Origin of the sequence: Arthrobacter pigmenti, assembly GCF_011927905.1 — a bacterium.
GTDB lineage: Bacteria > Actinomycetota > Actinomycetes > Actinomycetales > Micrococcaceae > Arthrobacter_D > Arthrobacter_D pigmenti.
This window is the reverse complement of sequence record NZ_JAATJL010000001.1, coordinates 2,423,795-2,449,983: the sequence shown is the minus strand read 5'-3', so window position 1 is coordinate 2,449,983 and position 26,189 is coordinate 2,423,795. Positions and strand designations below refer to the sequence as shown.

The following is a 26,189-nucleotide window of genomic DNA, read 5'->3' as shown; positions in this document are numbered from 1 at the left end:
CCGCCCTTTGTTTTACCGCCGATGGTGCACCGATTGACAGTTCCCAATCAGTGCACCATCATGATGCTATGACCACTACCTCCGTCAGCATCCGGCGCTATGAGCTTCCGAAGTCTCTCCAGGCTCCCGAAGCGCGGCCGTTCATTGCTGCCTCTGACCTCAGTAACCTCATTGAACGCGAGATTTGGGGCAATGATGATCACAGTCACACGGCGGAAACCCGCTTCGAGAGCGCCCAGCCCAACGAATACGAGGAGCGGGCAACCTTCCTTGCGTTCGAGGAGGATCGGGTAGTCGGTAAGGCTGTTGTCGACGTTCCGTTAGCCGATAATTTGCAGACGTGCTACGCGTTCGTGCTCGTTCACCCGGATGCGCGGCGCAGGGGGGTGGGTTCACGGCTCTACTCGGCAGTGGAGGAGCACGCAAAGCTGCATCGCCGCTCGACTGTCATGGGTTGGACTGACCACTCGGCTGGATTCGACAGCGGCGTCGATGTGCTCGTTCCGGCCACAGGTGCGGGGGCATTCCCTGCCTCAAGTCTTCCCGCCCGGTTTGCTGGACACTGGGGCTTCGGTCTGGCACAGGTTGACCGCTGCAGCGTCCTGGTGGTTGGGGTCAACCCGGAGCTCGAGGAGTTGGCCGCTGACGCCGCGCAGACGGCGGGAGGGGATTACACCGTCGTGGACTGGATGGATCGCTGCCCGGAGCACCTCCTTGAGCAGTACGCCCTGCTGCGCCAGACCATGAGCACTGACGTGCCGATGGGAGAGTTGAAATGGGAGGAAGAGATCTGGGACGGAGCGCGTGTACGTGAGGGCGAGGACCGCCTGGCCAGGGAAGGGGGCAGTAGTCTGGTGCGCGCCGTCCTTCACAGGCCGAGCAACGAACTGGTCGGACACACCATCCTTGAGCGGCGGGCCGAGAAACCTGACACGGTGTACCAGGAAGACACGCTCGTGCTGACCCGGTATCGCGGTCATCGGCTCGGAATGTGGCTCAAGGCAGCCAATCTACTTGCTGTTGCCCACGCGTGGCCCGAGGCGAAACGCATCTATACCTGGAACGCCGAGGAGAACAGTCACATGCTTGGCGTCAATATCGAGTTGGGTTTCAAGCCGGTCGGCTATACCGCTGCCTGGCAGAAATCCCTCGAGCTCTGAACGGCGAACGACGGCGCACGCGCAGTGCCGTCGTCGTCGTTCCGTTCGGGACAGTGATTTGGCGGGTAGCTCCCGCTCCCGTAAGCTTGAAGAACCAAAGACCGTCGGTCGATGATCACCTCCGCAAGAAGCGCAGTTCGCTGTGTGTGGAAGTGAGCGTCTGAAAGGTCCCTATCAAGGGCGGCCAGCGCAGGTGAACGAAGCTCACTTCCTCAGGGTTTACGCCCTGCCGGTGGAAAGCCCCGTGCATCTGCGCGGGGCGTTTTTTATTGGAACCGTACACCGGCACCAATTCCCCGGAAGGAGGGTTATGGCAACGCCAACAAAGGTTTCGGCCGTGGATGAGATCACCACTGATTTCAAGGAATCCGCCGCCGCTGTCCTAACCGAATACCGTGGGCTCTCCGTTGCACAGCTCAAGGAACTGCGTCGCTCGCTCGGCGCGGACACCAAATACGCTGTCGTCAAGAACACCCTGACTGGCATTGCGGCCAAGGAAGCCGGTATCGACGCGTTCGATGGCCAGCTTGCCGGACCTACCGCAATCGCCTTCATCAAGGGTGACGCCGTTGCTGCGGCAAAGAGCCTGACGGATTTCGCGAAGACCAACCCACAGCTCGTCATCAAGACCGGTTACTTCGAGGGCAAGGCCCTCGACGCTTCGGCGGTTACCGCTCTTGCTGCTCTTGAGTCACGTGAGTTCCAGCTGGCCCGTGTTGCAGGTGTCCTCAAGGCACCCATGTCAATGCTTGCCCGCACCGTCGATGCGCTGCGCATCAAGTTGGAGGAGAACGGGGACGCTGCACCTGCGGCAGCAGCCGTTGCTCCCGCGGCAGAGGAAGCACCCGCAGCAGCGGATGCGGCGCCTGCCGAGGCTGCGGAAGACGCAGCTGCCCCCGAAGAGAAGTAAGTCTCTCACCCACCAATCTCCCGGTGCCGTGTGCACCATTTCAGGAAGGATGCTTAGCCATGGCGAAGCTCACCAACGAAGAGCTCATCGAAGCTTTCAAGGAACTGTCCATCATCGAGCTCTCGGACTTCGTAAAGCTGTTCGAAGAGACCTTTGACGTCACCGCTGCTGCTGTTGCTGTTGCGGGCCCCGCCGGTGGCGGCGCTGGCGAAGCTGCCGAGGAAGAGAAGGACTCCTTCGACGTCGTCCTCGAAGCTGCCGGCGACAAGAAGATCGCAGTCATCAAGGAAGTACGTGCCCTGACCTCCCTCGGCCTCAAGGAAGCCAAGGACCTGGTTGACGGCGCACCGAAGGCTGTCCTCGAAGGCGCAAACAAGGAGACGGCAGAAAAGGCCAAGGAGGCCCTTGAGGCAGCCGGTGCTACCGTCACCCTCAAGTAAGTTCCTCGAACTTCACAAAGCAGCCCCGGAACCGACGGTTCCGGGGCTGCTTTGTGTCTTGGATCAATCAGTCGCGGTACAGCAGAAGGGCTTCGCCCTGGCCGCCGCCACCGCACAGCGAAACGGCCGCCTTACCGGTTCCGCGCCGGTTCAGTTCCGTCGCTGCGTGGAGCGCAAGTCGGGCACCCGAGGCGCCGATGGGGTGGCCGAGGGCGATCGCCCCACCGTGGATATTGCACTTCTCAAGCGGGAGGTCCAGCTCCTTCAGGGACTGGCACGCCACGGATCCGAACGCCTCATTGATCTCGATGAAGTCCAGATCCCCTGTCGACCAGCCAGCGCGCTCCAGCGCCTGCGCAATCGCGCGGGACGGCTGGGAGTGCAGCGAATTGTCCGGCCCGGCTACCTGGCCCGGCCGGCCGACGACGGCGAGCACGCTCAGTCCGCGTTCCGCGGCATTGGCGCGGGTGGTCAGAACGAGTGCGGCGGCGCCGTCGGACAGCGGGGAGGAGTTTCCGGCCGTGATGGACCCGTCTTTCGAGAATGCCGGCCGGAGTCCCGCAAGGGTGTCAACGGTGGTGTTCGGGCGGACACCCTCGTCCTGGTTCACGACAAGATCCTCGCCCTTCCGTTGTGGCACGCGCACGGGCACAATCTCGTCGTCGAACACGCCAGACTCCATGGCTGCAGCTGCGCGCTGGTGCGACGAAGCCGCAACTGTGTCCTGCGCGGTGCGGTCGATCTTGAGGCTCGTGTTGCCCCGTTCGGTCGAGGATCCCATCGATTCGGCGTCGAAAGCATCGGTCAGGCCATCATGCGCCACAGAGTCCACCGCGGGCATAGTTCCGTAGGTCCAGCCCTGGCGTGCACCGGGAAGCAGGTGCGGCCCGCGGGTCATCGACTCCTGTCCGCCCGCAACCACCACGGTCGCCTCGCCGCTTCGGATGAGACGCGCGGCATCGATCACCGCAGTCAGGCCGGAGAGGCAGACCTTGTTGACCGTGACCGTGGGGACATCCCAGCCGATCCCGGCCTTGATGGAAGTCTGGCGTGCCGGATTCTGGCCACAGCCGGCCTGGACCACGTGGCCCATAATGACGGCGTCGACATCGTCGGTCGAGACGCCTGCCCGATCAAGCGCGCCCGAGACAGCGAAAGCACCGAGCTCCACGGCGCTGAAGGACGCGAGCTGCCCGTTGAGGCGGCCTTGCGGTGTGCGGGCGCCGCCTACGATGACGACGTCCTGCGGATTCTGTTCGAGGGTATTCATGGGATTACTGCTCACTTTCGTCATTGAAATGCCGCTATCCACAAGGCTACCGGCGCCAGGGCCAACTCAGCTAATGGTCATTCACTGAAATCGTTTAACGGGGGACCGATGGCCGGCGTTCGCATATACCACATCGGGTTGGACATTGTCGCTAGCTGTGCCGTACAGTTGATATTTGCGTCTTCCCTCATAACCTCAGCCTTCATATAGCGGTGGGCTTTGCCTCGCATTTGCCATTTAACGGATTTCTCGACGATCGAGATCTTCCGTCCATTGGTTGCGGGCGTCAGGTTGGCACCGAACGGTGCGGGGAGTGATCGTAAGAACACGCCTGTTGGTCTGTGGAAGGATCCCTCTTGGTCGCCCCGAGCACCTCAAATAATGCAACCGCTACCAGCCAGGTCGACGCCGACGGCGCCGCACCCCGGCTTTCATTCGCAAAGATTCACGAACCGCTGGATGTTCCCAATCTTCTAGCCCTCCAGACGGACAGCTTTGACTGGCTGGTCGGTAACGAGCGCTGGAAGGCGCGCGTCAAGGAGGCGCTGGAGCAGAACCTCCCCGGCGTAGCCACCACCTCCGGCCTTGCTGACATCTTTGAAGAGATCTCACCGATCGAAGACTTCCAGGGCACCATGTCCCTGAGTTTCTCCGAACCTGAGTTCGCGGATCCGAAGTACACCATGGCTGAGTGCAAGGACCGCGACGCCACGTACGCCGCACCGCTGTACGTCAAGGCCGAGTTCATGAACAACAACACGGGCGAAATCAAGCAGCAGACCGTGTTCATGGGCGACTTCCCGCTGATGACCGAGAAGGGTACGTTCGTCATCAACGGCACCGAGCGTGTCGTCGTCTCGCAGCTGGTCCGTTCACCCGGCGCCTACTTTGAGCGTGCTGCGGACAAGACCAGCGACAAGGACATCTTCAGCGCGAAGATCATCCCCTCGCGCGGTGCATGGTTTGAGCTGGAGATCGACAAGCGCGATCAGGTCGGCGTTCGCCTGGACCGCAAGCGCAAGCAGTCGGTTACCGTCCTCCTGAAGGCGCTCGGCTGGACCGAGGGCCAGATCCTGGAGACGTTCGGCGAGTACGACTCCATCCGCGCAACCCTTGAAAAGGATGCTACGGAGACCCAGGAAGATGCCTTGCTGGACATCTACCGGAAGCTGCGTCCGGGAGAGCCGCCCACGGTTGAGGCTGCCAAGACCCTGCTGGACAACCTTTACTTCAACTCCAAGCGCTATGATCTCGCGAAGGTCGGCCGCTACAAGATCAACCGTAAGCTCGGCATTGACAAGAACCTCGGTGATCCGGACGCCTCAGTCCTGAACATCGACGACATCGTCGCGATGATCAAGTTCCTGGTTGCCCTACACGCTGGTGAGAAAACGCTGGCCGGTAAGCGCGACGGCGAAGAGGTGGAGCTCCGTGTCGAGGTCGATGACATTGATCACTTCGGCAACCGCCGCATCCGCGCCGTCGGCGAGCTCATCGAGAACCAGGTCCGTACTGGCCTGTCCCGCATGGAGCGCGTTGTCCGCGAGCGCATGACCACGCAGGATGTCGAGGCGATCACGCCGCAGACCCTGATCAACATCCGTCCGGTTGTGGCAGCGATCAAGGAGTTCTTCGGGACTTCCCAGTTGTCGCAGTTCATGGACCAGAACAACCCGCTCGCCGGCCTGACGCACAAGCGTCGCCTGTCGGCACTGGGCCCGGGTGGTTTGTCCCGCGACCGCGCCGGCATGGAGGTCCGTGACGTCCACCCCTCGCACTACGGACGTATGTGCCCCATCGAAACCCCGGAAGGCCCGAACATCGGCCTGATCGGTTCGCTGGCGTCCTACGGCCGGATCAACACCTTCGGTTTCATCGAAACCCCGTACCGCAAGGTCGAAAACGGTGTTGTGACGGACCAGATCGATTACCTGACGGCGGATGACGAGGTGGAGCGCCTCATTGCCCAGGCAAACGCTCCGCTCGATTCGAACAGCAAGTTCGAAGAGGACATGGTCCTCGTCCGTACCCGTGGTGGTTCCGGTGAGCCCGTTCTCGTTGCCGCAACCGACGTTGAGTACATGGACGTCTCCCCGCGCCAGATGGTTTCGGTAGCAACCGCGATGATCCCGTTCCTTGAGCACGACGACGCCAACCGCGCGCTCATGGGTGCGAACATGCAGCGTCAGGCTGTGCCGCTGCTGCGTTCCGAGCGTCCTCTCGTGGGAACCGGCATGGAGCGTAACGCCGCTGTTGACGCCGGCGACGCCGTGACAGCCAACAAGCCGGGCGTTGTCACCGAAGTATCGGCTGATCTTGTTGCCGTCCTGAACGACGACGGCACCGAGACCAACTACCCGATCATGAAGTTCGCACGCTCCAACCAGGGCAATGCGTACAACCAGCGGGTGCTGGTCGCAGAGGGCGACCGCGTGGAGTACAACGGCATCATCGCCGACGGCCCGTCCACCGATCAGGGTGAACTGGCTCTCGGCAAGAACATGCTCGTTGCTTTCATGTCCTGGGAAGGCCACAACTTCGAAGATGCGATCATCCTCTCGCAGCGCATCGTCTCCGACGATGTCCTGACCTCCATCCACATCGAGGAGCACGAGGTTGATGCCCGCGACACCAAGCTGGGTGCCGAGGAAATCACGCGTGATATCCCGAATGTCTCCGAAGAGGTCCTCGGCGCGCTCGACGAGCGCGGCATCATCCACATCGGTGCCGAGGTCGAGGCAGGCGACATCCTGGTTGGCCGCGTCACACCGAAGGGTGAAACGGAGTTGACCCCGGAGGAGCGCCTGCTGCGCGCCATCTTCGGTGAGAAGAGCCGCGAAGTCCGCGACACCTCGCTCAAGGTGCCCCACGGTGAGTCCGGTACGGTCATCGGCGTGCGTATCTTCGATCGCGACAACGACGACGAACTGCCCCCTGGCGTCAACCAGCTCGTGCGGGTCTACGTCGCGCAGAAGCGCAAGATCACCGACGGCGACAAGCTCGCCGGCCGGCACGGCAACAAGGGCGTCATCTCCAAGATCCTGCCCGTCGAGGACATGCCGTTCCTTGAGGACGGCACCCCCGTCGACATCGTCCTGAACCCGTTGGGTGTTCCTGGCCGTATGAACGTCGGACAGGTATTGGAGATCCACCTTGGCTGGGCCGCCAAACAGGGCTGGAAGATTGAAGGCGAGCCCGAGTGGCTCAAGAACCTTCCGAACCTGCCGCGCGAGGTAGCTTCGACCACCGTCGCAACCCCCGTCTTTGACGGCGCCACCGAGGACGAAATTGTCGGCCTGCTCAACTCGACCAACGTCACCCGTGACGGCGAGCGACTGATCGGCGAGTCCGGCAAGGCACGGTTGTTCGACGGCCGTTCCGGCGAACCTTTCCCGGACCCCATCTCGGTGGGCTACATGTACATCCTGAAGCTCCACCACCTGGTGGACGACAAGATCCACGCCCGGTCCACCGGCCCGTACTCGATGATCACGCAGCAGCCACTGGGTGGTAAGGCACAGTTCGGTGGCCAGCGCTTCGGTGAGATGGAAGTTTGGGCTCTCGAGGCCTACGGCGCGGCGTACACGCTGCAGGAACTCCTGACCATCAAGTCGGACGACATCCACGGACGCGTCAAGGTGTACGAGGCCATCGTCAAGGGTGAGAACATCCCGGAGCCCGGCGTTCCGGAGTCCTTCAAGGTTCTGATCAAGGAAATGCAGTCGCTGTGCCTGAACGTGGAAGTCCTTTCCACCGACGGCACCACCATTGAGATGCGTGACTCGGATGAAGAAGTCTTCCGGGCCGCGGAAGAGCTGGGCATCGACCTCTCACGGGCCGAGCCGAGTTCTGTCGAGGAAGTGTAAGGCGACGTATCGGACTTAGTTCCGGGCCGATGCCTGGAGGAAAGGCGGCTTTAATATTTCGGAGGCCGCCCGCGGCCGAGGAAATTTCGTTGCCGCCGATCCAGGTAGCGGTCCGGGACACCCGGCACCCAGCCAAACACCTCCCACCGCACCCAAAGACTTCTTGAATTTAGAGATAAAGAGAGACAGGGACCACATGTCCAGCGAATCCTCATTCGGCCTCATGCGAATCGGCCTGGCCACCGCGGAAGAGATCCGCGGCTGGTCGTACGGCGAAGTGAAGAAGCCGGAAACCATCAACTACCGCACGCTCAAGCCTGAGAAGGACGGACTCTTCTGCGAGAAGATCTTCGGTCCTTCCCGTGACTGGGAATGCTACTGCGGCAAGTACAAGCGCGTGCGCTTCAAGGGCATCATCTGCGAGCGGTGTGGCGTTGAGGTCACCCGTGCGAAGGTGCGCCGCGAGCGGATGGGCCACATCGAGCTCGCAGCTCCGGTTACGCACATCTGGTACTTCAAGGGCGTCCCCTCGCGCCTTGGCTACCTCCTTGACCTGGCGCCGAAGGACCTTGAGAAGGTCATCTACTTCGCTGCCTACATGATCACCTCGGTTGACGAGGAGAACCGCCACGCGGAACTGCCGAATCTCCAGGCCGAGCACGATCTTGAGAAGAAGCAGCTGGTTGATCAGCGCGATTCTGACATCGCGACCATCGCCCGCGACCTTGAGGATGAGCTCGCTCGTCTTGAGGGTGAAGGCGCGAAGGCTGCCGACAAGAAGAAGGCACGCGATTCCGCTGACCGCCAGATGGCAAACGTACGCAAGCGTGCCGACGCCGAGATCGAGCGTCTGGAGCAGGTTTGGGACCGCTTCAAGACCCTGAAGGTTGCCGACCTTGAGGGCGACGAAGGCCTGTACCGCGAGCTGCGCGACCGCTACGGTCTGTATTTCGAAGGCTCCATGGGCGCCGAAGCGATCAAGAAGCGCCTCGAGAACTTCGACATGCAGGCAGAAGCAGACCTGCTGCGCGACATCATCCAGAATGGTAAGGGCCAGCGCAAGACCCGCGCCCTGAAGCGCCTGAAGGTTGTCAATGCGTTCCTCACCACCACCAATAGCCCGTTGGGCATGGTGCTGGACGCTGTACCGGTGATCCCGCCGGAACTGCGCCCGATGGTTCAGCTGGATGGCGGGCGCTTCGCGACCTCCGACCTGAATGACCTGTATCGTCGCGTCATCAACCGGAACAACCGCCTGAAGCGTCTGCTCGACCTCGGTGCGCCGGAGATCATCGTCAACAACGAGAAGCGCATGCTTCAGGAAGCCGTTGACTCGCTGTTCGACAACGGTCGTCGTGGACGTCCTGTCACAGGGCCGGGCAACCGTCCGCTGAAGTCGCTCTCCGACATGCTCAAGGGCAAGCAGGGCCGCTTCCGTCAGAACCTGCTCGGTAAGCGCGTTGACTACTCCGGCCGTTCGGTCATCGTCGTCGGCCCCCAGCTGAAGCTGCACCAGTGTGGTCTGCCCAAGCAGATGGCTCTGGAACTCTTCAAGCCGTTCGTGATGAAGCGCCTGGTTGACCTCAACCACGCCCAGAACATCAAGAGTGCCAAGCGGATGGTGGAGCGTTACCGTCCGCAGGTCTGGGATGTCCTCGAAGAAATCATCACTGAGCACCCTGTGTTGCTGAACCGTGCACCAACCCTGCACCGCCTCGGCATTCAGGCGTTTGAGCCGCAGCTTGTTGAAGGCAAGGCTCTGCAGCTTCACCCGCTGGTCTGTGGTGCCTTCAACGCTGACTTCGACGGCGACCAGATGGCTGTGCACCTGCCGCTGAGCCCTGAAGCCCAGGCAGAGGCCCGCATCCTGATGCTGTCCTCGAACAACATCCTGAAGCCTTCGGACGGCCGCCCGGTGACCCTGCCTTCGCAGGACATGATCATCGGTCTGCACCACCTCACCACAAAGCGCGAAGGTTCGGCAGGGGAGGGGCGCGTCTTTTCGAGCCCCGCCGAAGCCATCATGGCTTTCGATTCAGGCGAGCTCCACCTCAACTCGGTCGTGAAGATCCGGGTGCCGGGCTTCGTGCCGGGTCCGGATATTGCTGCGCCCGAGGGATGGGAAGAGGGCGCTCCTGCGCTTATCGAGACCACGCTCGGCCAGGTTATCTTCAACGAAACCCTGCCGGAGGATTACCCGTGGGTGGATAAGGTTGCAGACAAGGGCGAGCTCTCGGCCATCGTCAACGACCTCGCCGAGCGTTACCCGAAGGTCGTCACCGCTGCAACGCTGGATAACCTGAAGGACGCCGGTTTCTACTGGGCAACCCGCTCGGGCGTCACCGTTGCCATCTCCGATATCTCCGCGCCGATCAACAAAGCCGGAATCATGGAGGGCTACGAAGCACAGGCCGCCAAGGTCCAGGGTCAGTTCGACAAGGGTCTCATCGCCGATGAGGAACGTCGTCAGGAACTGATCGACATCTGGAACAAGGCGACCAACGAAGTAGCCGAGTCGATGCGTGGGGCAATGCCCAAGGACAACACGATCAACCGCATGGTCTCCTCGGGTGCTCGTGGTAACTGGCTGCAGGTTCGCCAGATCGCCGGTATCCGTGGCCTGGTGGCTAACCCGAAGGGTGAGATTATCCCGCGTCCGATCAAGTCCTCCTACCGTGAGGGTCTTTCGGTCCTGGAGTACTTCATCGCAACCCACGGTGCCCGAAAGGGTCTGGCGGATACCGCTTTGCGTACCGCTAACTCGGGTTACCTGACCCGTCGCCTGGTCGACGTGTCGCAGGACGTCATCGTGCGCGAGGATGACTGCGGTACCGAGCGTGGGCTCAACGTCACCATTGCGGTCCCGAACCACGACGGTGAGCTGGTCCTGCACGAGGAAGTCGAGAACTCGGCGTACGCCCGTACGCTGGCCACCGACGTCGTCGATTCGAACGGCGAGGTGCTGGCACCTGCGGCGTCCGATGTCGGCGACGTGCTGATCAACAAGCTGTTCGCAGCGGGAGTGACGGACATCAAGATCCGTTCGGTCCTGACCTGTGAGTCCAGCGTTGGCACCTGCGCACTGTGCTACGGCCGTTCGCTGGCCACCGGCAAGACGGTTGACATCGGTGAGGCTGTGGGTATTATCGCCGCGCAGTCAATCGGTGAGCCGGGTACCCAGCTGACCATGCGTACGTTCCACACCGGTGGTGTTGCATCGGCTGAGGACATCACGCAGGGCCTGCCCCGTATCCAGGAGCTCTTCGAAGCGCGTACCCCGAAGGGTGTTGCGCCGATCTCCGAGGTCGCCGGCCGGGTCACCATCGAGGATGCAGAGAAGCAACTGCGCCTTGTAGTCACGCCTGACGACGGTTCCGAGGAGATCGCGTACCCGGTTCTGCGGCGCGCACGGCTTCTTGTATCCGACGGCGACCATGTCGAGGTCGGTCAGCAGCTGGTCTTCGGTGCTGTGGATCCCAAGCAGATCCTCCGCATTCTCGGGCCGCGCAAGGCACAGGAATTCCTGGTGGACGAGGTGCAGCGTGTGTACCGCAGCCAGGGCGTAGGCATCCACGACAAGCACGTGGAAGTCATCGTCCGGCAGATGCTGAGGCGCGTGACCGTCATCGAGTCCGGCGACTCCGACCTCCTCCCCGGCGAGCTGGCCGAGCGCCGGCGCTTCGAAAACGAGAACCGGCGTGTGGTATCAGAGGGCAAGAAGCCGGCTTCCGGCCGTCCCGAGCTCATGGGTATCACCAAGGCATCGCTGGCAACCGAGTCGTGGCTGTCCGCCGCTTCGTTCCAGGAGACCACGCGTGTACTCACGCAGGCCGCCATGGAAGGCAAGAGCGACCCGCTGCTCGGCCTTAAGGAGAACGTGATTATCGGTAAGCTCATCCCGGCCGGTACCGGCCTGGACCGCTACACGAAGGTGACAGTTGAACCGACTGAGGAAGCCAAAGCGAACTTGTTCACTGGTCCGAGCGCCTTCAGCGACTTCGACTACGCAGGCGTCGACGGCGGCCTGAGCCCTGAGTTCCACGCCATCCCGTTGGATGACTACGACATGGGGTCTTCGAACGATTTCCGCTAGGAAGCTCTAAGAAGTTGCAAAGCGTAAAGGGGCCCGGGCTGCCTAGTCCGGGCCCCTTTACCATGCCGTCAGGGCGCAGGTCGGCAATCTGGTAGACTTGCGGGGAATTGTTTGTGTGGCAGTGGATTGGCGTCTTTCCGACGTATCTCCGGGTTGTAGGGAACTTGTACAACGAATGCCACATTTTTGCACGCCTACGGTCGTTTTTGCTTGCGTCCTTCATAGGCACGCCAAACGACTGACAAGCTCCGTTGCTGCAATCGGCCCCGGCCGGCGGTGGCGCGCGGAGTCAGCAGAGATCTGATCTCAAGACAACATACGGAGAACTGAGAAGTGCCTACCATTAACCAGCTGGTCCGTAAGGGCCGGTCACCTAAGGTCTCCAAGACCAAGGCGCCCGCACTGAAGGGCAGCCCCATGAAGCGCGGCGTCTGCACCCGCGTCTACACCACCACCCCGAAGAAGCCGAACTCGGCTCTCCGGAAGGTTGCGCGCGTTCGCCTCAACGGCGGCATCGAGGTAACCGCATACATCCCCGGTGTGGGACACAACCTCCAGGAGCACTCCATCGTGCTGGTGCGCGGTGGTCGTGTGAAGGACCTTCCCGGTGTCCGCTACAAGATTGTCCGTGGCGCACTGGATACCCAGGGCGTAAAGAACCGCAAGCAGGCTCGCAGCCGCTACGGCGCAAAGATGGAGAAGAAGTAATATGCCTCGTAAGGGCCCGGCCCCGAAGCGGCCGCTCGTTGTAGATCCCGTTTACGGTTCGCCTCTGGTCACGCAGCTGATCAACAAGGTGCTCGTTGACGGCAAGAAGTCCACCGCTGAGCGCATCGTCTATGGCGCGCTTGAAGGTGCCCGTGCCAAGTCGGGCGGTGACCCCGTTGCAGCCCTCAAGAAGGCGATGGACAACGTCAAGCCGAGCCTCGAGGTTCGCTCCCGCCGCGTCGGTGGCGCAACCTACCAGGTGCCTGTCGAAGTCAAGCCGGGCCGTTCCACGGCTCTGGCTCTCCGCTGGCTGGTCGGCTACTCGAAGGCCCGCCGCGAGAAGACCATGACCGAGCGCCTCCAGAACGAGATCCTCGATGCTTCAAACGGTCTGGGTGCCGCTGTGAAGCGCCGCGAAGACACGCACAAGATGGCCGAGTCCAACAAGGCCTTCGCTCACTACCGCTGGTAATCGCGCTGCCGGTCCTGATTCCCGCCCCGGCGGCGTGCAGGACCGGCGGTCCAGTAGAACTCCACCTTAGAAAAGGGAGACACCGTGGCACAGGACGTGCTTACTGACCTCAACAAGGTCCGCAACATCGGCATCATGGCCCACATTGATGCCGGCAAGACCACTACAACCGAGCGCATCCTGTTCTACACGGGTGTAAACCACAAGATCGGCGAGACGCACGACGGCGCCTCGACGACTGACTGGATGGAACAGGAAAAGGAACGCGGCATCACCATCACCAGCGCCGCGGTGACTTGCTTCTGGGAACAGAACCAGATCAACATCATTGACACCCCCGGTCACGTTGACTTCACCGTCGAGGTTGAGCGCTCACTGCGCGTCCTTGACGGCGCCGTCGCCGTATTTGACGGCAAAGAGGGCGTAGAGCCCCAGTCCGAGACCGTGTGGCGCCAGGCCGACAAGTACGAAGTTCCCCGCATTTGCTTCGTCAACAAGATGGACAAGCTGGGGGCAGATTTCTACTTCACCGTTGACACCATTATCAGCCGCCTGGGCGCGAAACCGCTGGTCATGCAGTTGCCGATTGGTGCCGAAAACGACTTCGTAGGCGTCGTCGATCTTCTCTACATGCGTGCACTCGTCTGGCCCGGTGACTCCAAGGGTGACGTAACTATGGGCGCCAAGTACGAGGTCCAGGAAATTCCTGCTGACCTCCAGGCGAAGGCTGAGGAGTACCGCGCAGCTTTGGTCGAAGCTGTTGCTGAGTCTTCGGATGAGCTGATGAACAAGTTCCTCGAGGGCGAAGAGCCCACCATCGAGGAGCTGAAGGCCGGCATCCGTAAGATGACCATCAACTCGGAGATCTACCCGGTTCTCTGTGGTTCCGCATTCAAGAACCGTGGTGTGCAGCCGATGCTCGATGCCGTCATCGACTACCTGCCTTCCCCGTTGGACGTTCCGCCGATGGTTGGACACGACCCGCGCAACGAAGAGACCGAACTGACTCGCAAGCCGAGCACCGAAGAGCCGTTCTCGGCTCTTGCTTTCAAGGTTGCGACTCACCCGTTCTTTGGGCAGCTGACGTTCATCCGGGTGTACTCGGGACACGTGACCGCCGGCACTGGCGTGGTCAACTCCACCAAGGGCAAGAAGGAACGCATCGGGAAGCTCTTCCAGATGCACGCGAACAAGGAAATCCCCGTAGATGAAGCCTTCGCAGGCCACATCTACGCGGCGATCGGACTGAAGGACACCACTACCGGTGACACCCTGTCCGACTCCTCGAACCAGATCGTCCTCGAGTCGATGAGCTTCCCCGAGCCGGTTATCTCGGTTGCGATCGAGCCCAAGACCAAGGGCGATCAGGAGAAGCTCTCGACTGCCATCCAGAAGCTCTCGGCTGAGGATCCCACGTTCCAGGTTTCCCTCAATGAGGACACCGGCCAGACGATCATCGCCGGTATGGGCGAGCTCCACCTGGATATCCTGGTCGACCGCATGCGGCGTGAGTTCAGGGTCGAGGCCAACGTCGGCAAGCCTCAGGTTGCGTACCGCGAGACCATCCGCGGTACCGTGCAGAAGCACGATTACACCCACAAGAAGCAAACGGGTGGATCCGGACAGTTCGCGAAGATCCAGATCATGATCGAGCCGATGGACACCTCCGAGGGCGAGCTGTACGCGTTCGAGAACAAGGTCACTGGCGGCCGCGTGCCTCGCGAGTACATCCCGAGCGTTGACGCCGGCATTCAGGATGCCTTGAATGACGGCATCCTGGCCGGATACCCGGTAGTCGGCATCAAGGCAACCCTGCTTGATGGCGCCTACCATGACGTCGACTCCTCCGAAATGGCCTTCAAGATCGCCGGACGTATGGCGTTCAAGGAAGCTGCTCGCATGGCGAAGCCGGTGCTGCTCGAACCGCTGATGGAGGTGGAAGTCCGCACGCCTGAGGAATACATGGGTGATGTGATCGGCGACCTGAACTCCCGCCGCGGCCAGATGCAGTCCATGGAGGACGCGAGCGGTGTGAAGGTTATCCGTGCCCATGTGCCGCTGTCCGGCATGTTCGGGTACATCGGTGACCTGCGTTCAAAGACCCAGGGTCGTGCCGTCTACTCGATGCAGTTCGACAGCTACTCGGAGGTCCCGAAGGCTGTAGCCGACGAGATCATTCAGAAGACCCGCGGAGAGTAACCGAAGGCGTCCGTCCGTAGACGGGAGCCGAACGCCGGTGGGCGGGCACTTCCTGACAAAGCCTGCCCACCGCGCGTAGCGCTTGGATTCACCCTTGGAATCTGGCGCGATCAGCAATTTCACCAAAGTAAAAGCCCCCAGTAGACTTGCATGAGTTTCAGCCGCGAAAAGCGTGGCTGGGGAGTAAGTCTTCTAAAAACGTTCTAGGAGGAACCCGTGGCGAAGGCAAAGTTCGAGCGGACTAAGCCGCACGTTAACATCGGCACCATCGGTCACGTTGACCATGGCAAGACGACGTTGACGGCTGCCATTTCCAAGGTGCTTTACGACAAGTACCCCACACTCAACGAGGCCCGTGACTTCGCGTCGATTGACTCGGCTCCCGAAGAGAAGCAGCGCGGTATCACCATCAACATCTCGCACGTTGAGTACCAGACCGAGAAGCGCCACTACGCACACGTAGATGCTCCCGGTCACGCTGACTACATCAAGAACATGATCACCGGTGCTGCTCAGATGGACGGTGCAATTCTTGTTGTTGCCGCCACTGACGGCCCGATGGCACAGACCCGCGAGCACGTTCTTCTCGCCCGCCAGGTTGGTGTTCCCTACCTGCTGGTCGCGCTGAACAAGTCCGACATGGTTGATGACGAGGAACTGCTTGACCTCGTGGAAATGGAAGTTCGCGAACTGCTCAGCTCGCAGGGCTTCGACGGCGATGAAGCACCCGTTGTGCGCGTTTCGGGCCTTAAAGCTCTGGAAGGCGACGCCGAGTGGGTCAAGTCCGTTGAGGAACTGATGGAAGCTGTAGACAACAGCGTTCCGGATCCTGTGCGCGACAAGGACAAGCCGTTCCTCATGCCTGTCGAGGACGTCTTCACGATCACCGGTCGTGGAACCGTTGTCACCGGCCGTGCAGAGCGCGGCACTCTCGCCATCAACTCCGAGGTCGAGATCGTCGGCATCCGCCCGATCCAGAAAACCACGGTCACCGGTATCGAGATGTTCCACAAGCAGCTGGACGAAGCATGGGCAGGCGAGAACTGTGGTCTGCTTCTCCGCGGCATTAAGCGCGAAGACGTAGAGCGTGGCCAGGTCATTGTGAAGCCGGGTTCGATCACCCCTCACACCGACTTCGAGGCAAACGTCTACATCCTGGCCAAGGATGAGGGTGGGCGTCACAACCCGTTCTACTCCAACTACCGTCCGCAGTTCTACTTCCGTACGACGGACGTGACCGGTGTAATCACCCTCCCCGAAGGCACTGAAATGGTCATGCCTGGCGACAACACTGAGATGACCGTTGAGCTCATCCAGCCGATCGCAATGGAAGAGGGCCTTGGCTTCGCTATCCGCGAAGGCGGCCGCACCGTCGGATCAGGTCGCGTTACCAAGATCATCAAGTAGTAGCTTCACCAGTACTGCTGGATAGAAAGCCCCGCTGCGGTCATCGCAGCGGGGCTTTCGCGTTCTTCGCGGCGGCGGTTCATAGAGTGGTCCCATGCAGATCTATTCGAACTACCCGGTTCAGCGCACGCGCCAGATCCTTGCCGATGTGCTGGCGGTTACTATCGTCCTCTTGGCTGTTCTATTAGCCCGGGCGGCGGCAGCGGCTGTGACCGCGTTCGCGGAGTTTGGACGCGGCATGGAGGAAGCCGGTGCGGGCTTTCGGAATACGATGGACGATGCGGCAGTGCGGATCGGGGGAGTGCCGATCATCGGGGACCAGGCCAGCGCCCCGTTCCGGGAAGCGGCTGACGCCGGGGCATTCCTGGTAAGCGCCGGTCAGGATCAGCAGGACGCGGTAGCGCTGGCCGCGTCAGCGGTGGGTTGGATGGTTGCGCTGGTCCCGCTGGCGGTGCTTGCACGCATTTGGTTGGTCAGGCGTGCCAAGTTCATCCGTCAGAGTTCCCGTGTCCGTTCCCTCATGAATTCACCGGCCGGGCGCGAGATCCTCGCGTTCCGCGCACTGAATAACGCACGGCCGGCGGAGCTACTCGGTCTGTCAGACGACCCGGTCGGAAACTGGCGGAGGGGAGACCCCGCAACGGTCTCCGCGCTGTCACAACTGGCGGCCCAACGGGCCGGAGTGAAGGCCGGGTAGGGTTTGCGCGGCGTGTCGGGGAGTCGCCACGATGCCTGATTCGCAATGTGTTGCATAATCTGGCACACTGGGTGAGTTGTTCAAGCGCCTGTGCGCGCGGTTTGAGACTTAGTCCCGGTCAGGATAATGCCTGACGCAGGGTCGTGTACGCCGCGGAAGCTGGCCCAAATATAACCCACCCCAATCGTGAATGCCGGGATCGCTGCGTACTTTCTTGCAGAGAATGCGCGACACGCCCGAGCGCGGGGGTCGGAGCCTCGACAGGGTGAGGAACCCGGAATAGTCCGGATTCAGTCTGTTGGAGGAGCGCCAAGCAACGGGCGCATACGTACGTACGCACTTGAGAGCGTCACCGATTCGGTGGCGTTCTTTATGAAGAGAGAGAGTCGAGACGCCATGGCGGGACAAAAAATCCGCATCCGGCTGAAGTCGTATGACCACGAGGTCATTGACGTTTCAGCTCGGAAGATCGTTGAGACGGTGACGCGCGCAGGCGCGACGGTGGTTGGCCCCGTGCCGCTGCCGACGGAGAAGAACGTTTACTGCGTTATCCGGTCGCCGCACAAGTACAAAGACAGCCGCGAGCACTTTGAAATGCGCACGCATAAGCGTCTGATCGACATCATTGACCCCACGCCCAAGGCCGTCGATTCGCTCATGCGCCTCGACCTGCCTGCGGACGTGAACATCGAAATCAAGCTGTAGGGGAGGGGAGATAACTATGTCTACTTCGCTTACACGCCAGGTCAAGGGTCTCCTTGCCATCAAGCTCGGCATGACCCAGGTCTGGGACGAGAACAACCGCCTCGTGCCTGTTACCGTCCTGCAGGCCGACTCCAACGTCATCACCCAGTTGCGTTCGGCTGATGTCGATGGTTACAGCGCCGTTCAGATCGGCTTCGGGCAGATTGATCCGCGCAAGGTTACCAAGCCGCTCGCCGGTCACTTCGAGAAGGCCGGCGTTACGCCGCGCCGTCACGTCGTCGAACTGCGTACCTCTGATGCAGACGCTTACTCACTTGGCCAGGAACTCTCAGTCGAGCTGTTCGAAGCCGGCCAGCCGGTCGACGTCGTGGGCAAGACCAAGGGTAAGGGTTTCGCGGGTGTCATGAAGCGCCACGGCTTCCACGGTGTCGGGGCCTCTCACGGTGCCCACAAGAACCACCGTAAGCCGGGTTCGATCGGTGGAGCATCCACCCCTAGCCGCGTCTTCCGTGGAATGAAAATGGCCGGCCGCATGGGTGCCGTTCGCCAGACCACGCTGAACCTCACCGTTCATGCCGTGGACGTCGAGAAGTCGCTGCTGCTGATCAAGGGCGCTGTACCCGGCGCCCGCGGACAGGTCGTACTCGTACGCACCGCCGTGAAGGGAGCATAGCTAAATGGCTACCAAGACCGCTGCGAAGAATACTTCGAGCACCGTGAATGTTGATCTCCCCGCTGAGATCTTCGACGTTCAGACCAACGTGCCGCTGCTGCACCAGGTCGTAGTTGCTCAGCTCGCCGCTGCCCGTCAGGGTACGCACAAGACCAAGACCCGCGCCGAGGTCAGCGGAGCCGGCCGCAAGCCGTTCAAGCAGAAGGGCACTGGCCGCGCACGCCAGGGCTCGATCCGCGCCCCGCACATGACCGGTGGTGGCGTTGTTCACGGACCCACGCCGCGTGACTACAGCCAGCGCACCCCGAAGAAGATGAAGGCCGCCGCACTGCGGGGCGCACTGTCTGATCGGGCACGCAACGGCCGTATCCACGTGATCGACTCGCTTGTTTCCGGTGACAAGCCGTCCACCAAGGGTGCACTGTCGACGCTCCGGGGCATCTCGGAGCGCGCAAGCCTGCTGGTCGTCATCGAGCGTTCCAATGATGTTGCCGCGCTCTCGGTGCGCAACCTCGCCGAGGTTCACACGATTTACGTGGACCAGCTCAACACCTACGACGTGCTCGTGTCTGACGACGTGATCTTCACGAAGGCTGCCTACGAGGCTTTCGTTGGATCGCAGGCTGGCGCCGCGTCTGACACCACAACTGAGGAGGACGCCAAGTGAGTGGCTCCATCGCAAAGGATCCTCGCGACGTCGTCATCGCACCCGTCGTGTCGGAGAAGAGCTACGGACTGATCGACGAAGGCAAATACACCTTCCTGGTCGACCCGCGCTCCAACAAGACAGAGATCAAGCTGGCCGTGGAGAAGATTTTCTCCGTCAAGGTTGACTCGATCAATACCATCAACCGTGCAGGGAAGCGCAAGCGCACCCGCTTTGGATGGGGACAGCGCAAGGACACCAAGCGCGCAATCGTCACCCTCAAAGAAGGCACGATCGACATCTTCGGCGGTCCGCTCGGCTAGAGCGGAGACCACTTTAACGAGGAACTGAAAAATGGCAATCCGTAAATACAAGCCGACAACCCCGGGCCGTCGCGGCTCGAGCGTTGCCGACTTTGCAGAAATCACACGGTCGACGCCGGAGAAATCCCTGGTGCGTCCGCTCCCCAAAAAGGGCGGCCGTAACAACACCGGCAAGATCACTACCCGTCATAAGGGTGGTGGACACAAGCGTCAGTACCGTCTTATCGACTTCCGTCGCCATGACAAGGACGGCGTCAACGCCCGCGTCGCAGAGATCGAATACGATCCCAACCGCACCGCGCGCATTGCACTCCTGCACTACGTGGATGGCACGAAGCGCTACATCATCGCGCCGAACAAGCTCAAGCAGGGCGACTTCGTTGAGGCCGGCCCCGCTGCCGACATCAAGCCCGGCAATAACCTGCCGATGCGCAACATCCCCGTTGGTACGGTCATCCACGCTGTGGAACTGCGGCCCGGTGGCGGTGCGAAGATGGCACGCTCCGCTGGTGCTTCGGTCCAGCTGGTCGCCAAGGAGGGCCGCTTCGCGCAGCTTCGCCTGCCGTCCGGTGAAATCCGCAACGTAGATGTGCGCTGCCGCGCCACCATCGGCGAAGTCGGCAATGCCGAGCAGTCGAACATCAACTGGGGCAAGGCAGGCCGCATGCGCTGGAAGGGCGTTCGCCCGACCGTCCGCGGTGTTGCGATGAACCCTGTTGATCACCCGCACGGTGGTGGTGAAGGCAAGACCTCCGGTGGTCGTCACCCGGTCAACCCGAACGGTAAGGCCGAGGGCCGCACCCGCCGCCCCAACAAAGAAAGCGACTCGCTCATTGTGCGTCGCCGTCGTTCCGGCAAGAACAAGCGATAGGAGCCTGGAAACATGCCACGCAGCCTGAAGAAAGGCCCCTTCGTCGATCAGCACTTGTTCGTGAAGGTGGACCGAGAGAATGAGAAGGGCACCAAGAACGTCATCAAGACCTGGTCCCGCCGTTCGATGATCATCCCCGACATGCTCGGCCACACGATCGCCGTGCACGACGGGCGCAAGCACATTCCGGTGTTTGTCACCGAGTCGATGGTCGGGCACAAGCTCGGCGAATTCGCTCCCACGCGGACATTCCGCGGCCATGTGAAGGACGACCGCAAGGGCAAGCGCCGCTAAGGCGCCTGTTCCTACGGCTAAGACGAGAGAAGGAAAGCAATGGAAGCCAAGGCTATTGCGCGTCATCTGCGCGTAACGCCTATGAAGGCCCGGCGCGTCGTCAACCTTGTTCGTGGTAAGCAAGCGAATGAGGCTCTGGCAATCCTGAAGTTTGCCCCCCAGGCAGCTTCGGAGCCGGTATTCAAGGTAGTTCAGTCGGCAGTTGCCAACGCACGCGTCCTCGCGGACCGTGACGGCGTTGCATTCGACGAAGGCGACCTCATCATCAGCGAAGCATACGTCGATGAAGGCCCCACGATGAAGCGGTTCCAGCCGCGAGCCCAGGGCCGCGCGTTCCGCATCAACAAGCGGACCAGCCACGTCACAGTTGTTGTCGCTACCCCTGAGAAAGTGGAGGACCGCTAAGTGGGACAGAAAGTAAACCCGCACGGGTTCCGACTCGGCATCACCACTGACCACAGGTCACACTGGTTTGCTGACAGCAACAAGCCTGGCCAGCGCTACAAGGACTTCGTTCGCGAGGACATCAAGATCCGCCAGCTGATGTCCACGGGCATGGACCGCGCCGGCATCGCCAAGGTTGAGATCGAGCGCACCCGTGACCGCGTTCGTGTGGATATTCACACGGCCCGTCCCGGTATCGTCATCGGTCGCCGCGGCGCCGAGGCAGACCGCATCCGCGGCGAGCTCGAGAAGTTGACCGGCAAGCAGGTGCAGCTGAACATCCTCGAGGTGAAGAACCCCGAGGTCGAGGCGCAGCTGGTAGCGCAGGGCATCGCTGAGCAGCTTTCTTCCCGCGTGGCATTCCGCCGCGCAATGAAGAAGGCCATGCAGTCGGCGCAGCGCGCAGGTGCCAAGGGCATCCGTGTACAGTGCTCCGGTCGCCTCGGCGGCGCGGAAATGAGCCGTTCGGAGTTCTACCGCGAAGGCCGTGTGCCCCTGCACACCCTGCGCGCGAACATCGACTACGGCTTCTTCGAGGCCAAGACCACCTTCGGCCGTATCGGCGTGAAGGTCTGGATCTACAAGGGCGATGTCACAGCCAAGGAACTCGCTGCCCAGGCAGCTGCTGCGCCGTCGCGTGGACGTGGCGGAGACCGCCCCGGCCGCGGCCCGGCCGGCGCCGACCGTGGTGACCGCCGTCGTCGTAGTGCCGATCGCGGCAACTCCGGCCAGGGTGAGGCTAACGCCGCTCCCGCCGAGTCCGCACCGGCTGAGTCCGCTGCTGCAGCGGAAGGAGGACAGGCTTAAATGCTTATCCCACGTCGAGTAAAGTTCCGTAAGCAGCACCACCCGGGTCGCTCGGGCGCTGCTACCGGCGGCACGCAGGTCAGTTTCGGTGAGTGGGGTATCCAGGCTCTGAGCCCGGCATACGTCACGAACCGCCAGATTGAATCAGCGCGTATCGCAATGACCCGCCACATCAAGCGTGGCGGCAAGGTCTGGATCAACATCTACCCGGACCGTCCGTTGACCAAGAAGCCTGCCGAAACCCGCATGGGCTCCGGTAAGGGTTCCCCTGAGTGGTGGGTGGCCAACGTCAAGCCCGGCCGTGTTCTATTCGAACTTTCCGGTGTCAATGAAGAGGTAGCTCGCGAGGCCCTGCGCCTGGCGATCCACAAGCTGCCGTTGAAGGCACGTATCGTGCGTCGTGAGGGTGGTGAATAGTCATGGCACTCGGTTCAAAGGAACTGGCAACCGACCAGCTGGATGGGTTCGATAGGGACCGTCTGGTGGAGGAACTTGCCAAGGCGAAGGAAGAGCTGTTCAACCTGCGCTTCCAGTCCGCCACCGGTCAGCTTGAGAATCACGGACGCCTGCGCGCTGTAAAGCGGGACATCGCCCGTATTTACACCGTGCTGCGTGAGCGCGAACTGGGAATTCGGCCTGACGTCGTTGTTCCGGTAGAAGAAGCAAAGACCGAAAAGGCCGGCAAGAAATCCAAGAAGGCCTCCACGAAGGACGAAAAGTCCGTGGAAACACAGGCTTCTGAGGAGGATGCCAAATGAGTGAAGAGAAGACTGAAACAACAGCACCGCAGGCCGCATCCCGCGGTTACCGCAAGACCCGGCGCGGCTACGTCGTCTCCGACAAGATGGAGAAGACCATTGTTGTCGAGGTTGAGGACCGCGTGAAGCACGCACTGTACGGCAAGGTCATCCGCCGTACCTCGAAGGTCAAGGCACACGATGAGCAGAACACTGCCGGTATCGGTGACATGGTTCTGATCAGCGAAACCCGTCCGCTGTCTGCCACCAAGCGGTGGCGTCTGGTGGAGATTCTCGAGAAGGCCAAGTAAGGCTCGATCAGTTCAGCATGGAGGCCCCCCGTTTCTTTGGAAGCGGGGGGCCTCTGCGTATTCGCCGAGCGCCGCCCGTCGTGTGCTGGTGGGGTAGGGCCGGTGAAACGTGTTAGGATATTGAGTTTGTATGGCGCCTTCTGTGCTCAGTTCCTGTGCACGGTATTACGCGCCGTCATGAAACCTCGTAAACAATCGTGCTCCGGCATAGTACTTCCCTGCGCTCCGCGTCCTGGGAAGTAAATGCTTTGGGCACGGGCGTTTAGGCCTTTACTGGCAAAATCCAGGCAGGCCCAGAGACACCCCGATCAACCGTTCCGCAAGGCTCATTCCGTACGCAGTACTTCGGGCTGAGAACCAGCGCGACGCAAGGAGTAGATAGTGATTCAGCAGGAGTCGCGACTGAAGGTCGCCGACAACACTGGTGCTAAGGAAATCCTTACCATTCGTGTTCTCGGCGGATCCGGCCGTCGCTACGCAGGTATTGGCGACGTCATCGTCGCCACCGTAAAGGACGCAATCCCTGGCGGGAACGTCAAGAAGGGCGATGTGGTCAAGGCCGTCATCGTCCGCACCAAGAAGGAACGCCGCCGCGCGGATGGTTCCTACATCAAGTTCGACGAGAACGCTGCCGTTATCCTCAAGGGCGACGGCGACCCTCGCGGAACCCGTATCTTCGGCCCAGTCGGTCGCGAACTTCGCGACAAGCGCTTCATGAAGATCATCTCACTGGCCCCGGAGGTGCTGTAGTCATGGCTCAGACCCGATCGAAGTTGAAGATCAAGAAGGGCGACCTGGTTCAGGTCATCACTGGCGCCAAGCAGGACCGCGGCGGAGACCGCGGCAAGCAGGGCAAGGTTCTCAAGGTGTTCCCCGAGAGCAACCGCGTGCTGGTTGAGGGCATCAATCGGATCACGAAGCACACCAAGGTCGGACAGTCGCAGCGCGGCACCAAGACCGGTGGCATCGAGACTATTGAAGCTTCCATTCACATCAGCAACGTTGCAGTCGTAGACCCGGAGACCAAGAAGCCCACCCGCGTCGGTTACCGCACCGAAACCGTGGAGCGGGACGGCCGTGAGCGCACGGTCCGTATCCGCGTCGCCAAGGCATCAGGGAAGGATCTCTAATGACTACTGAAGCCGTAGAAACCAAGATCGCCCCGCGCCTGAAGACCCGCTACGCATCCGAGATCAAGTCGGCGCTGCTGGAAGAGTTCAGCTACAGCAACGTCAACCAGGTTCCCCGGCTCGTCAAGGTCGTCGTGAACATGGGCGTCGGAGATGCTGCAAAGGACTCCAAGCTCATCGACGGTGCGGTCCGCGACCTCACCCAGATCACCGGTCAGAAGCCGCAGGTCACCAAAGCCCGCAAATCGATCGCACAGTTCAAGCTTCGCGAGGGCATGCCGATCGGCGCCCACGCGACACTGCGCGGCGACCGCATGTGGGAATTCGTTGATCGACTGGTCTCCCTGGCGCTGCCCCGTATCCGCGACTTCCGCGGACTCAACGGCCGCCAGTTCGACGGCAACGGCAACTACACCTTTGGCCTCACGGAGCAGTCCATGTTCCACGAGATCGACCAGGACAAGATTGACCGTGTCCGCGGTATGGACATCACTGTTGTCACCACCGCCAAGACCGACGACGAAGGCCGCGCCCTGCTCAAGGCGCTCGGTTTCCCATTCAAATCCGAAGACTAATTCAACTACGTTCCAGGTCCGTTCCCGCGGTCGGTCAACTCACGTTGCACGCCGCCGGAAACCGGAAACCGTTACGAGGAAGGGCTAGAGCCCAATGACAATGACAGATCCAGTTGCAGACATGCTCACGCGTCTCCGCAACGCCAACTCGGCATACCACGACACCGTGTCCATGCCATACAGCAAGCTGAAGGCACGTGTTGCAGACATCCTGAAGGCCGAAGGCTACATCGCCGGCTGGAAGGAAGAGGAAGCTGAAGTGGGCAAGAAGCTCACCATCGACCTCAAGTTCGGACCAGACCGTCAGCGTTCGATTGCGGGCATCCGGCGCATTTCAAAGCCTGGCCTGCGTGTATACGCAAAGTCCACCAACCTGCCGCACGTACTGGGCGGGCTGGGCATTGCCATCCTGTCCACGTCTTCCGGTCTTCTCACCGACCGTCAGGCAGCCAAGAAGGGTGTAGGTGGGGAAGTCCTCGCCTACGTCTGGTAGCGGGAAAGGGAAAGAGAAACATGTCACGTATTGGACGTCTCCCCATCACCGTGCCTGCGGGCGTTGAGGTAAAGCTTGACGGCAGCCTCGTCTCAGTCAAGGGATCCAAGGGCGAACTGAGCCACACTGTGGCCAGCCCCATCCAGGTATCGCTCGACGAGAGCACGATCACCGTCTCCCGCCCGAACGACGAGCGCGAATCGCGGTCGCTGCACGGCCTGACCCGCACCCTGATCTCCAACATGATCACGGGTGTGACTGAGGGCTACAAGAAGAACCTCGAAATTGTCGGCACCGGTTACCGTGTGCAGGCGAAGGGTTCAGACCTGGAGTTCGCACTGGGCTACAGCCACCCTGTGGCTGTCAAGGCACCCGAGGGCATCACGCTCACCGTGGAAGGCCCCACCAAGCTCTCCGTCTCCGGCATCAACAAGCAGCAGGTCGGCGAAGTTGCTGCTAATATCCGCAAGCTGCGGCGCCCGGATCCCTATAAGGGCAAGGGCATCCGTTACGCTGGCGAGGTTATCCGCCGCAAGGTCGGAAAGGCTGGTAAGTAACCATGGCACTGAGCATCAACAAGAAGCGCAGCTCAAAGAGCAAGTCCGCACAGCGTGGACGCCGGCACCTTCGGGTCCGCAAGCGCATCACCGGCACCGCTGTTCGTCCGCGTCTGGTCGTCAACCGCTCCGCACGGCACGTATTCGTGCAGGTCGTGGACGACACCAAGGGCGTCACCGTTGCATCGGCATCTACCCTCGAAGCGGACCTTCGGGTGTTCGAAGGGGACAAGACCGCCAAGGCCAAGCGCGTTGGTGAACTCGTCGCTGAGCGGGCAAAGGCAGCCGGCATCGAGGCAGTCGTCTTCGACCGTGGTGGCAACAAGTACCACGGCCGGATTGCCGCAATCGCAGACGGCGCACGCGAAGGCGGGCTGGCACTGTGACCGAGCAAAACAACG

General features: G+C 61.3%; 28 protein-coding genes. 27 read left to right on the top strand and 1 reads right to left on the bottom strand.

The window, feature by feature from the left end; all coding sequences use genetic code 11:
* Nucleotides 1-68: 68 nt before the first annotated feature.
* From BJ994_RS11335 to rplL, 3 genes are all read left to right on the top strand, one after another.
* Nucleotides 69-1,160 (top strand): GNAT family N-acetyltransferase, encoded by a 1,092-nt coding sequence (locus tag BJ994_RS11335; RefSeq protein ID WP_167994205.1) that lies wholly within the window; start codon nt 69-71, stop codon nt 1,158-1,160.
* A 310-nt stretch (nt 1,161-1,470) separates the two neighbouring features.
* On the top strand, nt 1,471-2,070 hold the full coding sequence (gene rplJ / locus BJ994_RS11330; protein WP_167994203.1) for a 50S ribosomal protein L10: 600 nt from the start codon (nt 1,471-1,473) through the stop codon (nt 2,068-2,070).
* Between the two features lie 59 nt (nt 2,071-2,129).
* On the top strand, nt 2,130-2,510 hold the full coding sequence (gene rplL / locus BJ994_RS11325) for a 50S ribosomal protein L7/L12 (RefSeq protein ID WP_167994201.1): 381 nt from the start codon (nt 2,130-2,132) through the stop codon (nt 2,508-2,510).
* A 67-nt stretch (nt 2,511-2,577) separates the two neighbouring features.
* Here rplL and BJ994_RS11320 read toward each other — a convergent pair whose 3' ends face one another.
* A complete protein-coding gene (locus tag BJ994_RS11320) occupies nt 2,578-3,780 on the bottom strand; it encodes an acetyl-CoA C-acetyltransferase (RefSeq protein WP_167994199.1) in 1,203 nt (400 codons plus the stop codon).
* A gap of 356 nt (nt 3,781-4,136) precedes the next feature.
* Between BJ994_RS11320 and rpoB the strand changes: the two genes are divergently transcribed.
* The 24 genes from rpoB (at nt 4,137) to rplR (ending at nt 26,174) form a co-directional block, all read left to right on the top strand.
* Complete coding sequence (gene rpoB, locus BJ994_RS11315) at nt 4,137-7,646, top strand: DNA-directed RNA polymerase subunit beta (protein ID WP_167994197.1); 3,510 nt, start codon at nt 4,137-4,139, stop codon at nt 7,644-7,646.
* A 196-nt stretch (nt 7,647-7,842) separates the two neighbouring features.
* Nucleotides 7,843-11,739 (top strand): DNA-directed RNA polymerase subunit beta', encoded by a 3,897-nt coding sequence (locus BJ994_RS11310; protein WP_167994195.1) that lies wholly within the window; start codon nt 7,843-7,845, stop codon nt 11,737-11,739.
* A gap of 333 nt (nt 11,740-12,072) precedes the next feature.
* Nucleotides 12,073-12,447, top strand: a complete 375-nt coding sequence (gene rpsL, locus BJ994_RS11305) for a 30S ribosomal protein S12 (RefSeq protein ID WP_026545668.1) — start codon at nt 12,073-12,075, stop codon at nt 12,445-12,447.
* A 1-nt stretch (nt 12,448) separates the two neighbouring features.
* Nucleotides 12,449-12,919 (top strand): 30S ribosomal protein S7, encoded by a 471-nt coding sequence (gene rpsG, locus BJ994_RS11300; protein ID WP_167994193.1) that lies wholly within the window; start codon nt 12,449-12,451, stop codon nt 12,917-12,919.
* 84 nt (nt 12,920-13,003) lie between these two features.
* Complete coding sequence (gene fusA, locus BJ994_RS11295) at nt 13,004-15,118, top strand: elongation factor G (protein WP_167994191.1); 2,115 nt, start codon at nt 13,004-13,006, stop codon at nt 15,116-15,118.
* A gap of 216 nt (nt 15,119-15,334) precedes the next feature.
* A complete protein-coding gene (gene tuf, locus BJ994_RS11290) occupies nt 15,335-16,525 on the top strand; it encodes an elongation factor Tu (protein ID WP_167994189.1) in 1,191 nt (396 codons plus the stop codon).
* A gap of 94 nt (nt 16,526-16,619) precedes the next feature.
* Nucleotides 16,620-17,222 (top strand): hypothetical protein, encoded by a 603-nt coding sequence (locus BJ994_RS11285; RefSeq protein ID WP_167994187.1) that lies wholly within the window; start codon nt 16,620-16,622, stop codon nt 17,220-17,222.
* A 396-nt stretch (nt 17,223-17,618) separates the two neighbouring features.
* On the top strand, nt 17,619-17,927 hold the full coding sequence (rpsJ, locus tag BJ994_RS11280; RefSeq protein WP_003803825.1) for a 30S ribosomal protein S10: 309 nt from the start codon (nt 17,619-17,621) through the stop codon (nt 17,925-17,927).
* A 16-nt stretch (nt 17,928-17,943) separates the two neighbouring features.
* Nucleotides 17,944-18,600, top strand: coding sequence for a 50S ribosomal protein L3 (rplC, locus tag BJ994_RS11275; RefSeq protein WP_167994185.1), 657 nt, complete (start codon nt 17,944-17,946; stop codon nt 18,598-18,600).
* 4 nt (nt 18,601-18,604) lie between these two features.
* A complete protein-coding gene (gene rplD, locus BJ994_RS11270; RefSeq protein WP_167994183.1) occupies nt 18,605-19,267 on the top strand; it encodes a 50S ribosomal protein L4 in 663 nt (220 codons plus the stop codon).
* Complete coding sequence (gene rplW / locus BJ994_RS11265; RefSeq protein ID WP_167994181.1) at nt 19,264-19,569, top strand: 50S ribosomal protein L23; 306 nt, start codon at nt 19,264-19,266, stop codon at nt 19,567-19,569. The genes rplD and rplW overlap by 4 nt, the downstream gene beginning before the upstream one ends.
* A gap of 31 nt (nt 19,570-19,600) precedes the next feature.
* Nucleotides 19,601-20,440: a 50S ribosomal protein L2 gene (gene rplB / locus BJ994_RS11260; protein WP_167994179.1), complete on the top strand. Its 840-nt coding sequence runs from the start codon at nt 19,601-19,603 to the stop codon at nt 20,438-20,440.
* A gap of 12 nt (nt 20,441-20,452) precedes the next feature.
* The gene (gene rpsS, locus BJ994_RS11255; RefSeq protein ID WP_011692805.1) at nt 20,453-20,734 is read left to right on the top strand and encodes a 30S ribosomal protein S19; all 282 of its coding nucleotides are present in this window, start codon (nt 20,453-20,455) and stop codon (nt 20,732-20,734) included.
* 39 nt (nt 20,735-20,773) lie between these two features.
* Nucleotides 20,774-21,139, top strand: coding sequence for a 50S ribosomal protein L22 (rplV, locus tag BJ994_RS11250; protein WP_167994177.1), 366 nt, complete (start codon nt 20,774-20,776; stop codon nt 21,137-21,139).
* A complete protein-coding gene (gene rpsC, locus BJ994_RS11245; RefSeq protein WP_167994175.1) occupies nt 21,140-21,985 on the top strand; it encodes a 30S ribosomal protein S3 in 846 nt (281 codons plus the stop codon).
* A complete protein-coding gene (rplP, locus tag BJ994_RS11240) occupies nt 21,986-22,402 on the top strand; it encodes a 50S ribosomal protein L16 (protein WP_026545657.1) in 417 nt (138 codons plus the stop codon).
* A 2-nt stretch (nt 22,403-22,404) separates the two neighbouring features.
* Nucleotides 22,405-22,743, top strand: a complete 339-nt coding sequence (rpmC, locus tag BJ994_RS18340) for a 50S ribosomal protein L29 (RefSeq protein WP_167994173.1) — start codon at nt 22,405-22,407, stop codon at nt 22,741-22,743.
* Nucleotides 22,740-23,033, top strand: a complete 294-nt coding sequence (gene rpsQ / locus BJ994_RS11230) for a 30S ribosomal protein S17 (protein WP_167994171.1) — start codon at nt 22,740-22,742, stop codon at nt 23,031-23,033. The genes rpmC and rpsQ overlap by 4 nt, the downstream gene beginning before the upstream one ends.
* 381 nt (nt 23,034-23,414) lie before the next feature.
* Nucleotides 23,415-23,783 carry a 50S ribosomal protein L14 gene (rplN, locus tag BJ994_RS11225; protein WP_026545654.1) on the top strand — a complete coding sequence of 123 codons (369 nt, stop codon included), beginning with the start codon at nt 23,415-23,417 and terminating at the stop codon, nt 23,781-23,783.
* 2 nt (nt 23,784-23,785) lie between these two features.
* A complete protein-coding gene (rplX, locus tag BJ994_RS11220; protein ID WP_167994169.1) occupies nt 23,786-24,163 on the top strand; it encodes a 50S ribosomal protein L24 in 378 nt (125 codons plus the stop codon).
* The gene (rplE, locus tag BJ994_RS11215) at nt 24,163-24,738 is read left to right on the top strand and encodes a 50S ribosomal protein L5 (protein ID WP_167994167.1); all 576 of its coding nucleotides are present in this window, start codon (nt 24,163-24,165) and stop codon (nt 24,736-24,738) included. Before rplX ends, rplE begins: the two co-directional genes overlap by 1 nt.
* 94 nt (nt 24,739-24,832) lie before the next feature.
* On the top strand, nt 24,833-25,231 hold the full coding sequence (gene rpsH, locus BJ994_RS11210; RefSeq protein ID WP_167994165.1) for a 30S ribosomal protein S8: 399 nt from the start codon (nt 24,833-24,835) through the stop codon (nt 25,229-25,231).
* Nucleotides 25,232-25,251: 20 nt separating this feature from the next.
* Nucleotides 25,252-25,788: a 50S ribosomal protein L6 gene (rplF, locus tag BJ994_RS11205; RefSeq protein ID WP_167994163.1), complete on the top strand. Its 537-nt coding sequence runs from the start codon at nt 25,252-25,254 to the stop codon at nt 25,786-25,788.
* Between the two features lie 2 nt (nt 25,789-25,790).
* The gene (gene rplR / locus BJ994_RS11200) at nt 25,791-26,174 is read left to right on the top strand and encodes a 50S ribosomal protein L18 (protein ID WP_167994161.1); all 384 of its coding nucleotides are present in this window, start codon (nt 25,791-25,793) and stop codon (nt 26,172-26,174) included.
* Nucleotides 26,175-26,189: the final 15 nt, after the last annotated feature.

Coding starts and splice junctions, on each gene's coding strand:
- BJ994_RS11335 (WP_167994205.1), top strand. CDS start 69: ATGACCACTACCTCCGTCAGCATCCGGCGCTATGAGCTTCCGAAGTCT.
- rplJ (WP_167994203.1), top strand. CDS start 1,471: ATGGCAACGCCAACAAAGGTTTCGGCCGTGGATGAGATCACCACTGAT.
- rplL (WP_167994201.1), top strand. CDS start 2,130: ATGGCGAAGCTCACCAACGAAGAGCTCATCGAAGCTTTCAAGGAACTG.
- BJ994_RS11320 (WP_167994199.1), bottom strand. CDS start 3,780: ATGAATACCCTCGAACAGAATCCGCAGGACGTCGTCATCGTAGGCGGC.
- BJ994_RS11310 (WP_167994195.1), top strand. CDS start 7,843: ATGTCCAGCGAATCCTCATTCGGCCTCATGCGAATCGGCCTGGCCACC.
- rpsG (WP_167994193.1), top strand. CDS start 12,449: ATGCCTCGTAAGGGCCCGGCCCCGAAGCGGCCGCTCGTTGTAGATCCC.
- BJ994_RS11285 (WP_167994187.1), top strand. CDS start 16,620: ATGCAGATCTATTCGAACTACCCGGTTCAGCGCACGCGCCAGATCCTT.
- rpsJ (WP_003803825.1), top strand. CDS start 17,619: ATGGCGGGACAAAAAATCCGCATCCGGCTGAAGTCGTATGACCACGAG.
- rplC (WP_167994185.1), top strand. CDS start 17,944: ATGTCTACTTCGCTTACACGCCAGGTCAAGGGTCTCCTTGCCATCAAG.
- rplD (WP_167994183.1), top strand. CDS start 18,605: ATGGCTACCAAGACCGCTGCGAAGAATACTTCGAGCACCGTGAATGTT.
- rplB (WP_167994179.1), top strand. CDS start 19,601: ATGGCAATCCGTAAATACAAGCCGACAACCCCGGGCCGTCGCGGCTCG.
- rpsS (WP_011692805.1), top strand. CDS start 20,453: ATGCCACGCAGCCTGAAGAAAGGCCCCTTCGTCGATCAGCACTTGTTC.
- rplV (WP_167994177.1), top strand. CDS start 20,774: ATGGAAGCCAAGGCTATTGCGCGTCATCTGCGCGTAACGCCTATGAAG.
- rplP (WP_026545657.1), top strand. CDS start 21,986: ATGCTTATCCCACGTCGAGTAAAGTTCCGTAAGCAGCACCACCCGGGT.
- rpmC (WP_167994173.1), top strand. CDS start 22,405: ATGGCACTCGGTTCAAAGGAACTGGCAACCGACCAGCTGGATGGGTTC.
- rpsQ (WP_167994171.1), top strand. CDS start 22,740: ATGAGTGAAGAGAAGACTGAAACAACAGCACCGCAGGCCGCATCCCGC.
- rplX (WP_167994169.1), top strand. CDS start 23,786: ATGGCTCAGACCCGATCGAAGTTGAAGATCAAGAAGGGCGACCTGGTT.
- rplE (WP_167994167.1), top strand. CDS start 24,163: ATGACTACTGAAGCCGTAGAAACCAAGATCGCCCCGCGCCTGAAGACC.
- rpsH (WP_167994165.1), top strand. CDS start 24,833: ATGACAATGACAGATCCAGTTGCAGACATGCTCACGCGTCTCCGCAAC.
- rplF (WP_167994163.1), top strand. CDS start 25,252: ATGTCACGTATTGGACGTCTCCCCATCACCGTGCCTGCGGGCGTTGAG.
- rplR (WP_167994161.1), top strand. CDS start 25,791: ATGGCACTGAGCATCAACAAGAAGCGCAGCTCAAAGAGCAAGTCCGCA.